This is a genomic window from Nocardia sp. NPDC004260 (assembly GCF_053603155.1).
In genome coordinates this window covers 62,537-75,150 of record NZ_JBSGEZ010000004.1, presented here as the reverse complement: position 1 = coordinate 75,150, position 12,614 = coordinate 62,537, and the positions used below count along the sequence as shown (strand labels likewise).

Sequence of the window (12,614 nt, the reverse complement as noted above, 5' to 3'; positions counted from 1 at the left end):
GAAGTTGTGGCCCGGTCGACGGGCAAAGGGTGAGTACCCTTTGTCGCACATCCGGTCGGTGGAATTACACCTGTCCGGTGGTTACTCGGCCGTATCGTCGCGCGGGTGCGGGGCAGGCGCGCCGGGTAGCCCGCTGCCGACTGCGACGGTCAGGTAAGCGTGGAGTGATCCGGCAGCCGTCGGTCGCAGAGATGGCGATACCTGCGACGGCCACCCCGACGCCGCATGGTAAGCATCGTTCACCACGCGAAGGTTAGAGGCAGGCCGGTGCCGCGTCAATCTTTTCGCCTCGCGTACGCTCGCGTCGTCGGATTCCGCTACGAAACCAGAAACGCGAATTACTGGTCGGTTTCGAATATTTTAGCGAGTGCCGAGAGCGATGGAGTCGGAACCTGCACGCGACCTGCGCCGCCTCTCTCGCAGACGTCTCCCCTCTCGCAGATGTCTCCTATCTCGCAACCGGGGAAGCTGCCACTTCGCGACCCACCGGAAGACTCCGTGACGAGGAACCGCGCGGCCGTCCCGGGTTCATCTCCTCACCCGGGGTACGGAGCCCGGGACTCGGTGCGCCCGCCGTAGCGCGTTCCGATCGCGATCTTCCCCACCTCGGCCATCCCGTAGGCATACAAAGGCTCGGATGCCGATTCACCCCGTCGCGCTGCCACCCCGCACCCGATAGGAGGCCTGGCGCGCCGACCACGGTGACGATCGGGATCCCACGGGTCGCAGATGCGTATGAAGCGCAGCGCCTTCGCCGACGCGTCGACGTCCGGACAGACCGCGAACCGCTCGAGCCGATCAGCCATGATGCAACCGCGCCCATCGATTCGGACGAAGCCGACACTGCAATCAATTATGAACCGGCGCAGCGATGTTAGCCGAATCTCGAACCTTGCCGTAGAGAACAGCGCGCAATCCGGCGGTGAACCTCAGATCCCGATCACCGGTCATAATCGCGAGGACATCGTCGGCACCCTCCTGCCGGGCATGACCACCGGTCGAAATTCGCGCCACCAGGGAATCCCACTCGCCCGCGTTGCTCAGTTCGAGATAGGCCTGTTCCTCGATGACGAAACCCGTAATGTAGGAACGCAATACCAAAACGATCTCGCCGACGCCGAACTGCGGCAGAACCACACCGCGGAGGAGTGTCGTCAGCGTACTGGAGACTCTGATGGTCTCCGGCGAAGGCGAGTACGAGCCCGCGACGACGCGTCCTCCCTCACGGAAACGAAGTATCGCCGCACGAATACGGTGACAGCAGATCATCGTCTGCGCGACATCGGGGTTGCCGAGGTCGATATCCGACAGGTCGACGGCCCGGAAAATGGTGTCGGCCATCGCACGCTGGAGATCCTTCCGGTCCCGTAAATGCTTGTACAACGCACCGGGCGTCACCCCCGCCGCGGCTGCCAGCCGTCGCATCGTGAGCGCGTCCAGACCGTTCTCCGAGACGTAATCGTGAGCGATGTCAGCCAAACGATCCCGGGTCAACCCGCGCTTGGTCATCGCTATCGCGCCGATCCCGCGCCGCGACCAGACCCAAGGACGCGGCGAGCGCCACCTCCCACGTCATCGACAGATCCGACTCGTCGAGCCACCCGACGAACATCTACGAAGCGGAGGCCCTCCAGATCTCGCGAACACGAGACGGAAGTGTTCACGACCGTCGGGTGAGCAATGTTCACCTCGCCGAGGCTAGGACAAGCTCCGTATTGTCGTCAACCGCTCTACCGTTGATCATGGTCCAATGCGCATATCTAAGTATGAACATGCAATTGCCGGTCGATTCCGGATCTTCGGGCCGGCAATCTCCCGGCCCGGCAGTGCGGGTGGACCGACGACACCGAATTGGCCTGCACCGTGGTTGCCGAACTCATCGGTCGCGGTGGGATCCCCGTCGTACTTCCTCCCCTACCCTGGTGCCCGCCGCACCGGTCGCGGCACACAGTCTTGTGGTCGAGAGCTTTTCAACCGAGCGGCGCCGATCATGCGCCGTGAGCGATGTCCTGCGCCCGCGGGCGCCCTTGGCCAGAAGAAGTGGCACGTCCGATCGGTGACCTCACCTGCGTAACCCCGCTCCGGCGCGGGTGCGGTCCAGGCCGGATTCCACGGGCACCCAGCGAAGGAAACGCTCCAGGTAGGCCTCGTACTGCCCGATATTCTGCGGCCGATCAGCGCCGCGAAAAGCGCGGCGCCGACAACAGCGACTCCGCCATCGAGGCCGCCGCGGCCGGGTCGTCGCGCGGACTCGAGGCGAAGCATGCCGCAAACGGCGCGCAGCAGGCGCGGTTTCAACTCCACAGAGTCACATGCACTTTCGGGCGAAACCGAGTGACGCCCACGCCGGACCCACGGATCATCGCCTGGATGCATCGCGGGGTGGTGATGAACCGCAGCAGTTCCGACACCGCGGGCTGGCGGGAATCGGGCGGCAACGTGGTGGCGCACCACTCGTCGGATACCTGGAGCCCCGGTCCCTTGACGTGGATCAACCGACCGGCCGCGAGATCGGCGGCCACGGCGAAACCGATCGTCAGGGTGATGCCTCCGACCCGGCGGACCTCTTCCAGAGCGGCGGCGTCGCTCTGGAAGATCCGCTGATGGGATTCGGGTACGGCCAACTCGCGCAGCATCGTCGCGATGTGCCCGTCCACACTGCCCGCGCTGGGACCCAGCATCCACGGCTGCTCCCGCAGCAGCGCCGGATGTGCGGCGGCGCCCGCCACAGGGCTGTCGGGGCGGGCGACCGAGATGATCTGATACTTCAGGAACGGCCGGGCGGCGATGGCCGTGTCGGCGTTCTCCGGCCCTGGCCCGAGCGCGATGTCCACCGCACGGGTCTCGATCAGACCGCGGAACCGGCTGGTGGGGTGCACGCTCAGCTCGACCGCCAGATCCTTCGCCCGCGCCGCGAACAAGTCGATGAGGCCGGGCGCGGCATGTTCGGCGAACGCGCTCGATGCCGCGATGCGCAGCAGCCGTCGGCCGTGCGCGGCTTCGCTCACCTCGATCGCGGTCTGTCGTTGCAGTCCGAGGATCTCGATGGCCCGGCTGGCCAGGCGCAATCCGCCGGGCGTGAAGGCCAGCCCCGCCGCGGCGCGGGTGAACAGCGGGTCGTCGAGCTCTTTGCGCAGCTGGGCGATGTGCAACGAGACACCGGCGTCGGACATCCCCAGCTCTCTGGCCGCCGCATGGACGGAGCCGAGCCGCACCACGGTCGAGTAGGCCCGAAGCTGGGCGGGCGTCACGATCCGAGTCTAGTTTGGAGGTGGACGCGGTGCCTACCGCCGTATCGCGCCCGGAGGACGCATCATGCAGGACGTGCTCACGGATCTGATGGCAACGTGGAACGCCGGGGGCACGGCTGGGGTCGCGACGGTCGTGCGCACCTTCCGTTCGGCGCCGCGACCGCCAGGCGCCGCCATGGTCGTCGCCCCGGACGGGACGGTCGGCGGTTCGGTCTCCGGCGGCTGCGTCGAAGGCGCGGTCTACGAACTCGCCACCGATGTCGTGCGCACCGGTCTTCCGGTGTTGCAGCGGTTCGGGTTCTCCGATGACGACGCGTTCGCCGTCGGCCTCACCTGCGGCGGCGTCATCGACATCTTCGTCGAACCGATCTCCCGGAAGACGTTTCCGGAACTCGGCGAGGTGGCCGCGGACATCGCCGAGCACCGGCCGGTCGCGATCGCGACCGTCATCGAGCACCCGGACCCCGGCCGGATCGGGCGGCGGCTGCTCATCCGGCCGAGTGACGCGCGCGGCACGCTGGGGTCGGCGCGCACCGACGACGCGGTGATCGATGACGCGGCCGGGTTGCTCGCGGCGGGCCGCAGCGAGGTGCTGTCCTATGGCCCGGACGGGCAGCGTCGCGGCGAGGGCATGGCGGTTTTCGTCGCCAGTCATGCCAGGCAGCCGCGGATGCTGGTGTTCGGGGCCATCGATTTCGCCGCCGCCGTGGCGCAGCAGGGATCATTTCTCGGATACCGGGTGACCGTATGCGACGCGCGGCCGATCTTCGCCACATCGGCCCGGTTCCCGACCGCCGACGAGGTCGTCGTCGATTGGCCGCACCGCTACCTGGCCGCGCAGATCGCGGCAGGCGCGGTCGACGCGCGGACCGTCGTCTGCGTGCTGACCCACGATCCCAAGTTCGACGTTCCGCTGCTCGAGGTGGCCCTGCGGGCGCCGCGGATCGGTTATGTCGGCGCCATGGGGTCGCGCCGCACGCACGACCAGCGGCTGGCCCGCCTGCGGGAGGCCGGCCTCACCGAGGAGCAACTCGCCCGGCTCGCCAGCCCGATCGGGCTGGATCTGGGCGGCCGGACGCCGGAAGAGACGGCGGTGTCGATCGCGGCCGAGATCATCGCGCGGCGCTGGGGCGGGCACGGCCGTTCGCTGACCGGAACCGGCGGACGGATTCACCACACCGCGCCGACAGCCGATTAAGTGATTACTTAATCCGGCCTTGACCCGCAGTTCAGCGGCGCAGAAGCTGAGCTTCTCCCCATGAATGTGAGGTGGGTCACATGCAGGTGCCCGGACCATTCGAATACGAGCGCGCGACGGGCGTGGATCACGCCGTCGGACTCCTGGACCGGCTCGGAGAGGAGGCGCGCATCATCGCGGGCGGGCACAGCCTGTTGCCGATGATGAAACTGCGCCTGGCCAATCCGGAATATCTCATCGACATCAACGACCTGGCCGCCGACCTGGGCTATATCGTCACCGATCCGACCTTGGTGCGCATCGGCGCGATGGTGCGGCACCGGCATCTGCTCGAATCCGACGATCTCGCCGCGGTGTGCCCGATCTTCCGTGACGCCGAGCGCGTGATCGCCGACCCGGTCGTGCGCAACCGCGGCACGATCGGCGGCTCGCTGTGCCAGGCCGATCCCGCCGAAGATCTGACCACGGTCTGCACGGTTCTCGGCGCCACCTGCCTGGTGCGCGGACCGTCCGGCGACCGGGAGATCGCGATGGACGACTTCCTGGTCGGCCCGTACGAGACCGCCATGACGCGAAACGAGCTGCTGATCGAGATCCGAATCCCGGTGCGGCATCGGACTTCCAGTGCGTACCGGAAAGTGGAGCGCCGGGTCGGCGACTGGGCGATCGCGGCGGCAGGCGCGACGGTGACACTGCGCGACGGTGCGATCGCGGCCGCACGGATCGGCTTGACCGCGGTCGATCCCGATCCCGCCGCATTGGCCGCCGCGTCGGGCCTGCTCATCGGTGAGCCGCCCACCGAAGAGATCTTCGCGGAGGTGGGCCGCCGGGCGAGCGCGGCGTGCTCACCCGCTTCCGATTCGCGTGGCAGCGCGGACTACAAGCGCCACCTCGCCTCCGAACTGACGATTCGCGCGCTGCGCACCGCGGTCGAGCGCGTACTGAACGATCCCGCGCTGAGAGGGAACTAGCCATGCAGGTAACCATGACCGTCAACGGCGAGCAGGTGACCGCCGACGTCGAACCGCGCACCCTGCTCGTGCACTTCCTACGAGACCAATTGCGGCTCACCGGAACCCACTGGGGATGTGACACCAGCAACTGCGGCACCTGTGTGGTGGAGGTGGACGGCGAACCGGTGAAGTCGTGCACGATGCTGGCCGTCATGGCCGGTGGGCGTTCAGTGCGCACCGTCGAGGGACTCGAGGTCGACGGCAAGCTCGATCCCGTGCAAGAAGGCTTCATGCAGTGTCACGGGCTGCAGTGCGGATTCTGCACGCCCGGGATGATGATCACGGCCCGGGCACTACTCGACCGCAACCCGGATCCCGACGAGCAGACCATCCGGGAGGCGATCTCCGGCCAGATCTGCCGCTGCACCGGATACACCACCATCGTGCGGTCGATCCAGTGGGCCGCGGCGAAGCAACGGGGCGAAGCGGCGGAGCCAGAACCCGCGCCCACCGCGGCGCCGGTAGGGAGCACATCATGACCGCCGTCGAATCCCGGCCGGAAGACCGCGTCGACAACGACCGCAAGCCGTGCGGGCACGGCAGGATGCTCCGCAAGGAGGATCCCCGGTTCATTCGCGGACGCGGGAATTTCGTCGACGACGTCCAACTGCCCGGCATGCTGCATATGGCGATCCTGCGTTCGCCGTTCGCGCACGCGCGGATCGTGAGTGTCGACGTCTCCGCGGCACAGGCGCATCCGAAGGTGAAGGCGGTCGTCACCGGCGCGGACCTCGCCGCCAAGGGACTGGCCTGGATGCCGACGCTTTCCAACGATGTGCAGGCGGTGCTGGCGACCGACAAGGTCCGGTTCCAAGGCCAGGAGGTGGCCTTCGTCGTCGCGGAGGACCGCTACGCCGCGCGTGACGCGCTGGAACTCATCGACGTGGAGTACGACATGCTCCCTCCGGTGATCGATGCCCGGACCGCGCTCTCGCCCGAGATGCCGGTGATCCGAGATGATCTGGAGGACAAGCGGGACAACCACTGCTTCGACTGGGAGACCGGTGACGCCGCCGCGACCGAGGCGGTGTTCGCCCGCGCGGACGTCGTCGTCGAGCAGGAGATCGTCTATCCGCGCGTGCATCCCGCCCCGATGGAAACTTGCGGCGCCGTCGCGGATCTCGATCCGGTGACCGGCAAGCTCACCCTGTGGTCGACGAGTCAGGCGCCGCACGCCCATCGCACGATCTACGCGATGGTGGCCGGGCTGCCCGAGCACAAGATCCGGGTGATCGCACCCGATATCGGCGGCGGGTTCGGCAACAAGGTGCCCATCTACCCGGGATATGTCTGCGCCATCGTCGGGTCGCTGCTACTGGGCAAACCGGTCAAATGGATGGAGGATCGTAGCGAGAACCTGACCAGCACCGGGTTCGCCCGCGACTACATCATGCTCGGTGAGATCGCCGCCGACGCCGACGGCAAGATCCTGGCCATCCGGTCCACCGTGCTCGCCGATCACGGCGCGTTCAACGGCACGGCCGCACCGTTGAAATATCCGGCCGGCTTCTTCGGTGTCTTCACCGGCAGCTACGACATTGAGGCCGCCTACTGCAAGATGACCGCGGTCTACACGAACAAGGCCCCTGGCGGCGTCGCCTACGCGTGCTCGTTCCGGATCACCGAGGCCGTCTACTTCGTCGAGCGGTTGGTGGATTGCCTCGCACAGGAACTGAAGATGGATCCGGCGCAGCTGCGGCTGCGCAATCTGCTCCGGCCCGAACAGTTCCCGTACACCAGCAAGACCGGTTGGGTCTACGACTCCGGTGACTACGAGAAGACCATGCGCTTGGCGATGGACATGATCGGATACGACGCCCTGCGCGAAGAGCAGCGGGAAAAGCGCGCCCGCGGTGAGTTGATGGGCATCGGGATGGCCTTCTTCACCGAAGCCGCCGGCGCGGGACCGCGCAAGGATATGGACATCCTCGGGCTCGGGATGGCCGACGGGTGTGAGCTGCGGGTCCACCCGACCGGCAAAGCCGTTGTGCGGCTGTCGGTGCAGACCCAGGGGCAGGGACACGAGACGACGTTCGCCCAGATCGTCGCCGAGGAACTCGGGATACCGCCGGACGACATCGACGTCGTCCACGGCGACACCGATCAGACCCCGTTCGGCCTCGGCACCTACGGCAGCCGCTCGACTCCGGTCTCCGGCGCCGCTGCCGCGTTGGTGGCGCGGAAGGTGCGCGACAAGGCCCGGATCATCGCGTCCGGCATGCTCGAAGTGTCCGTCGCGGATCTGGAGTGGGAGAAGGGCTTGTTCCACGTCAAAGGCGACCCGTCCGCGGCCGTCACGATCCAGCAGATCGCGATGCGAGCACACGGCGCGGGTGATCTGCCGGAAGGCATCGAGGGCGGACTCGACGCGCAAATCTGTTACAACCCGGCGAATCTCACCTACCCCTATGGCGCGTACTTCTGCGTCGTCGATGTCGACCCGGGGACGGCCGTGGTGAAGGTCCGGCGCTTCCTCGCCGTCGACGACTGCGGGACGCGGATCAATCCGATGATCATCGAGGGTCAGGTGCACGGCGGCATCACCGACGGCATCGGCATGGCGCTGATGGAGATCATCGCGTTCGACGAGGACGGCAACTGCCTCGGCGGATCCCTGATGGACTACCTCATCCCGACGGCGCTCGAGGTTCCGCATTTCGAGACCGGGTACACGGTCACTCCTTCGCCGCACCACCCGATCGGCGCGAAAGGTATCGGCGAATCGGCGACCGTCGGATCACCGGCGGCAGTGGTCAACGCGGTGGTGGACGCATTGGCGCCCTACGGGGTTCGGCACGCCGACATGCCGCTGACGCCGTCGCGGGTCTGGGAAGCGATGCAGGGCCGGGCCACACCGCCCGTCTGAGTGGGGTGGGAGCTATGGGAACACCGATGAAGATGACCGAGCGTGCACAGCAACTGGTGCGGACCCGGACTCCGTTCGTGCACGCGACCGTCGTCCGAGCGCAGCAGCCGACCTCGGCGCATGCCGGGGACGAGGCGATCCTGTTGCAGGACGGGACGATCGAAGGATTCGTCGGCGGCCAGTGCGCCCAGAACTCGGTCCGCAAGGCCGCGCTGGGCGCCCTGCAATCGAACGAGAGCGTGCTGCTGCGCGTGCTGCCCGACGGCGACCTGCAATTTCCCGAAGCCCCCGGCGCGGCTGTGGTGGTGAATCCCTGTCTGTCCGGCGGAGCGCTGGAGATATTCCTCGAGCCGCAGGTTCCGGCGCCTCTGGTGCGCATCTGCGGCGCGACACCGATCGCGGACGCACTGGCCGAAATGTGCGCACTGGTGGGATTCGATGTGCGGCGCGGTCTCGGCGGAGCCGACTCTCCGGATTCGCTGACCGACACGACCGCGGTGGTGATCGCGAGCCACGGCGGCCCGGAAGCCGAGACGATCCGCGCCGCGCTCGACTCGGGTGTGGGGTATGTCGGTTTGGTGGCCAGCAAGATCCGGGGAGCGTCGATTCTGGACGAGCTCGGCTTGACCGACGCCGAGCAGATGCGCGTGCGCACCCCGGTGGGCCTGCCGATCGGCGCCAAGACCTCGGCGGAGATCGCCGTCTCGATCGTCGCGGAAGTGATCCAGGCGATCCGCAAGGGCGGCTTGGCCGTCCCGGTTCGCCTGTCGAGCGTCGCGTTCGAGGCGCTCGATCCGGTGTGCGGTATGACCGTGGTGGTCGGGCCGGACACACCACATCTCACCATCGACGACATCGACTACTGGTTCTGCGGCTCCGGCTGCCGCACTTCCTTCGCCGAGGCGAAGACGCGCTCATGACGAACGGATTCGTTACCGGGGTCGTACTCGCGGCGGGAACCTCACGGCGTCTCGGCACACCGAAACAGCTACTGCCATACCGTGATACGACGCTTCTCGGCGCCACACTGGACGTGGTTCGAGCCTGCGGTTTCGATCAGATCATCGTCACCCTCGGCGGGGCGGCCGCGGCCGTCCGGCAGCAGGTCGATCTCACCGGGGTGGAGGTGGTCGTGGCCGACGACTTCGGTTCGGGCTGTTCCTCGTCGTTGCGTTCGGCCCTGGGCTCGGTACATCCCCTGGCTCCCGGAATCGTGCTGATGCTCGGTGATCAACCGGGTCTGTCGGCCGCGACCGTCGAACGACTGATCGCCGATGCGACGACCGCGGCGATCACGGTCTGCGGCTACCGCGACGGCGTCGGGCATCCGTTCTGGTTGCCCCGCGGTCTGTTCGGCCAGTTGGCCCGATTGCACGGCGACAAGGCGGTCTGGAAGATCATCGAGTCGGGCCGCGTCCCGGTGTCCCGGCTCGACGTCGACGCGACGGCGCCGTTGGACGTGGACACCTGGGCCGATTACGAGCGCCTGCGCGCCTCGACCACGCCATGATCTCTCCGTTCGCCGATATCGAGGACGTGGTCCGGCGATTCGACGCCGACGACTACCTGCTCGACACCGGTACCGCCGCCGCCTTCTATCTGGCCACCACGTTGGGTCGGCCCCTACTGCTGGAAGGCGAGCCGGGAGTAGGCAAGACGACCGCGGCGAAGACCCTTGCCGCCGTGCTCGCCGCTCCGCTGATCCGCCTGCAGTGCTACGAGGGCCTCACCGTGAACGAAGCGCTGTACGACTGGAATTACCAGCGTCAGCTGCTCAGCATTCGGCTCGCCGAAGCCCGCGGCGCCGACCTCACCGAAGCCGACTTGTTCACCGAGGCATTCCTGGTCGACCGTCCGATCCTGCGCTGTGTCCGCTATCGCGGTCCGACGCCCCCGGTGCTGCTGGTCGACGAAATCGACCGTGCCGACGACGAATTCGAGGCGTTGCTGCTGGAATTCCTCGGTGAGGCCGCGGTGACCGTGCCGGAACTCGGCACCTTCACCGCCGAGCGGCCGCCGCTCGCGGTGCTGACCTCGAACCGCAGTCGCGACCTGCACGACGCGCTGCGGCGGCGCTGCCTCTACCACTGGATCGACTACCCCGAACCGTCCCGCGCGGTGGCGATCGTGCGACGCACCGTGCCCGGGGCGACCGATGCGCTGATCGAACATGCCACCCTGTTCGTCGCGCACGCTCGCGGTCTCGATCTCGACAAGCCGCCCGGCGTCGCCGAGACCATCGACTGGATCGCCGCGTTGGCGACGCTCGATGTCGCCGATCTCGTCGCACCGGAGGCGGTCGCAGCACTCAGCGCGCTGGCGAAGACACCCGACGACCGTGCGACCGTGCGTGAGGCGTTCGCCGAATACACGCGAGACCTGGCTACCGGATGAGAGGGATGCCGCAATGAAGATCGCCAACGAGTTCACCGTGAACGCACCCGTCGAGCAGGCATGGGAGGTACTGACCGACCTCGAACAGGTCGTCCCGCTCCTGCCCGGCGCACAGATGGTCGGATGGCAGGGAGACGACTTCCTCGGCAGATTGAAGGTCAAAGTCGGCCCGGTGACCAGCGAATTCACCGGCAGAGCGCAGTTCGTCGAGCGCGACGAACACGACCATCGTGCCGTCATCAGCGGGCGCGGCCGGGATTCGCACGGATCCGGGAACGCCGCCGCGACCATCACCACACGGCTGTGCGCGGACGACGGCGGGACCCGGGTCACCGTCGACACCGACCTCAAGGTTGTCGGCAAACTCGCCCAGTTCGGCAGCGGAATGCTGCAACAGGTGTCCGAGAAGATGATGGGTCAGTTCGTCGCATCCTTGGAAACGAAACTCGCGGCTGCCGATGAGACTTCGGTGGAGTCGGTAGCCGAGCCGGACCGCCGAGCAGCGCAGCCGGTGGCGCCACCCGAGCCCGCGCCGCTGGACCTTGTCGAACTCATGGGACCCGCGATGATCAAAAAGTATGCGCCCGCGGTCGTGTTCGTGCTCGCGACAGTGCTCGGAATAATCTTGCTGCGCAAGCGGATACGCACGAATCGATGACGCGGGCGGCACTGCTGCGCGGCGTGGATCTGGCGGCGTTCGCCGTCGCGGTGGTCGCGCGACTACGGGGAAGTGGCGTCGCGGTGGCGCCGAGCGGTCCCGCGCTGTTCGTGCAAGCCTGGCGTCGCATGGCACCCCGCTCGCGCACCGAACTCTACTGGGCCATGCGACTCACGCTCGTCGATCGCATGCAAGATCTCGCCGCCTTCGACGCGGTCTTCGCGGCGGTGTTCGCCGACGCGGTGCTGGGTGTGGACCCGGCGAGCCGAACGCACGGGCTACCGGCCGAACGCGCGTCGGCGCCGGGCACAGTCGGTCGGGGGCGGTCTCGGCACGGCGGTGACGTCCCCTGGGCGACGCCGCGATCGGCAACCGGCGCCGACCGGTCCACCGACCAGGCTCCGGCACTGCCGGATGTGCTGCCGAGCCGGTTCGCCGCACGGGAGCAAGAACCGTTCGCCGGCTTCGATCCGGACGATCTGCGAACGATCGGCGCCTGGCTGGAACAGGCGGCGGCACTCTGGCCGCAGCGCCGCAGCACGCGCCGGGAAAGTGATCCGCACGGCAAGCGGATCGACTTCCGGGCGACGATGAACCACTCGCGCCGCACCGGCTGGGAGTCGGCGGTGCTGGTCCGCACCCGTCCCCGGCGTCGCCCGCGCCGGATCGTCATGGTCTGCGACGTCAGCCGCTCCATGCAACCGTATTCGACGATCTATCTGCACCTGATGCGGGCCGCCATGCAACGCCGTTCGTCCGATCGACCCGAGGCGTTCGCCTTCTCCACTTCCCTGACCAGGCTTACCCCCGTGCTCGCGCACCGTTCCCCCGAGGTGGCGGTGGCCCGGGCCAACGACAAGGTGCTCGACCGCTACGGCGGCACGCACATCGGCCGATGCCTCGGCGCGCTGCTCGCGACTCCGTCCGGTAACGCGGTGCGCGGCGCCGTCGTCGTCATCGCCTCGGACGGTTGGGACAGCGACACTCCCGATCTCCTGGCCCGTGCGATGGCCCGGATCAGACGCCGGGCTTGGCGCGTCATCTGGCTCAATCCTCGTGCGGGCGAGTCGAGGTTCCAGCCGGCCACTGGCGCGATGGCGGCAGCACTGCCGTTCTGCGACACCATGATGCCCGCGCACACTCTTGCGGAGATACACGCGTTCGTTCGGATTCTGGCATCGTCGGCTGTGTCCGCCGACCCAGGTCGATACCCGATCCCGTCCCGGTGATCATC

Annotated in this window: 11 protein-coding genes; 9 read left to right on the top strand and 2 right to left on the bottom strand. The window is 67.6% G+C overall.

The features are described 5' to 3' along the window. Positions 1–849: 849 nt before the first annotated feature. Together ACWEO7_RS04600 and ACWEO7_RS04595 are read right to left on the bottom strand one after the other, a co-directional pair. A complete protein-coding gene (locus tag ACWEO7_RS04600) occupies positions 850–1,509 on the bottom strand; it encodes a TetR/AcrR family transcriptional regulator (protein ID WP_452420746.1) in 660 nt (219 codons plus the stop codon). 785 nt (positions 1,510–2,294) lie between these two features. Further along, positions 2,295–3,251, bottom strand: coding sequence for a LysR family transcriptional regulator (locus ACWEO7_RS04595; RefSeq protein ID WP_452420744.1), 957 nt, complete (start codon positions 3,249–3,251; stop codon positions 2,295–2,297). 64 nt (positions 3,252–3,315) lie between these two features. On the opposite strand from ACWEO7_RS04595, the gene ACWEO7_RS04590 reads away from it, so the two are divergent. The 9 genes from ACWEO7_RS04590 (at position 3,316) to ACWEO7_RS04550 (ending at position 12,609) form a co-directional block, all read left to right on the top strand. Further along, positions 3,316–4,449, top strand: coding sequence for an XdhC family protein (locus tag ACWEO7_RS04590; RefSeq protein ID WP_452420743.1), 1,134 nt, complete (start codon positions 3,316–3,318; stop codon positions 4,447–4,449). Positions 4,450–4,529: 80 nt separating this feature from the next. Further along, the gene (locus ACWEO7_RS04585; RefSeq protein WP_452420742.1) at positions 4,530–5,420 is read left to right on the top strand and encodes an FAD binding domain-containing protein; all 891 of its coding nucleotides are present in this window, start codon (positions 4,530–4,532) and stop codon (positions 5,418–5,420) included. 2 nt (positions 5,421–5,422) lie between these two features. Further along, a complete protein-coding gene (locus tag ACWEO7_RS04580) occupies positions 5,423–5,941 on the top strand; it encodes a (2Fe-2S)-binding protein (protein WP_450025334.1) in 519 nt (172 codons plus the stop codon). Next, positions 5,938–8,328, top strand: coding sequence for an aerobic carbon-monoxide dehydrogenase large subunit (locus ACWEO7_RS04575; RefSeq protein ID WP_450025336.1), 2,391 nt, complete (start codon positions 5,938–5,940; stop codon positions 8,326–8,328). The genes ACWEO7_RS04580 and ACWEO7_RS04575 overlap by 4 nt, the downstream gene beginning before the upstream one ends. Positions 8,329–8,354: 26 nt before the next feature. Continuing rightward, positions 8,355–9,248, top strand: a complete 894-nt coding sequence (locus ACWEO7_RS04570; RefSeq protein WP_452420877.1) for an XdhC family protein — start codon at positions 8,355–8,357, stop codon at positions 9,246–9,248. Further along, positions 9,245–9,838 carry a nucleotidyltransferase family protein gene (locus ACWEO7_RS04565; RefSeq protein WP_452420741.1) on the top strand — a complete coding sequence of 198 codons (594 nt, stop codon included), beginning with the start codon at positions 9,245–9,247 and terminating at the stop codon, positions 9,836–9,838. Before ACWEO7_RS04570 ends, ACWEO7_RS04565 begins: the two co-directional genes overlap by 4 nt. Further along, a complete protein-coding gene (locus tag ACWEO7_RS04560) occupies positions 9,835–10,722 on the top strand; it encodes an AAA family ATPase (RefSeq protein WP_452420739.1) in 888 nt (295 codons plus the stop codon). The genes ACWEO7_RS04565 and ACWEO7_RS04560 overlap by 4 nt, the downstream gene beginning before the upstream one ends. A 13-nt stretch (positions 10,723–10,735) precedes the next feature. Then, a complete protein-coding gene (locus tag ACWEO7_RS04555) occupies positions 10,736–11,380 on the top strand; it encodes an SRPBCC family protein (protein ID WP_452420737.1) in 645 nt (214 codons plus the stop codon). After that, a complete protein-coding gene (locus tag ACWEO7_RS04550) occupies positions 11,377–12,609 on the top strand; it encodes a vWA domain-containing protein (protein ID WP_452420736.1) in 1,233 nt (410 codons plus the stop codon). Before ACWEO7_RS04555 ends, ACWEO7_RS04550 begins: the two co-directional genes overlap by 4 nt. Positions 12,610–12,614 lie beyond the last annotated feature (5 nt).

Excerpts from the sequence above, each read along its gene's own strand:
- ACWEO7_RS04565 (WP_452420741.1), top strand. The coding sequence starts at position 9,245 with ATGACGAACGGATTCGTTACCGGGGTCGTACTCGCGGCGGGAACCTCA.
- ACWEO7_RS04560 (WP_452420739.1), top strand. The coding sequence starts at position 9,835 with ATGATCTCTCCGTTCGCCGATATCGAGGACGTGGTCCGGCGATTCGAC.
- ACWEO7_RS04585 (WP_452420742.1), top strand. The coding sequence starts at position 4,530 with ATGCAGGTGCCCGGACCATTCGAATACGAGCGCGCGACGGGCGTGGAT.
- ACWEO7_RS04555 (WP_452420737.1), top strand. The coding sequence starts at position 10,736 with ATGAAGATCGCCAACGAGTTCACCGTGAACGCACCCGTCGAGCAGGCA.
- ACWEO7_RS04570 (WP_452420877.1), top strand. The coding sequence starts at position 8,355 with ATGAAGATGACCGAGCGTGCACAGCAACTGGTGCGGACCCGGACTCCG.
- ACWEO7_RS04575 (WP_450025336.1), top strand. The coding sequence starts at position 5,938 with ATGACCGCCGTCGAATCCCGGCCGGAAGACCGCGTCGACAACGACCGC.
- ACWEO7_RS04590 (WP_452420743.1), top strand. The coding sequence starts at position 3,316 with ATGCAGGACGTGCTCACGGATCTGATGGCAACGTGGAACGCCGGGGGC.
- ACWEO7_RS04600 (WP_452420746.1), bottom strand. The coding sequence starts at position 1,509 with ATGACCAAGCGCGGGTTGACCCGGGATCGTTTGGCTGACATCGCTCAC.
- ACWEO7_RS04580 (WP_450025334.1), top strand. The coding sequence starts at position 5,423 with ATGCAGGTAACCATGACCGTCAACGGCGAGCAGGTGACCGCCGACGTC.
- ACWEO7_RS04550 (WP_452420736.1), top strand. The coding sequence starts at position 11,377 with ATGACGCGGGCGGCACTGCTGCGCGGCGTGGATCTGGCGGCGTTCGCC.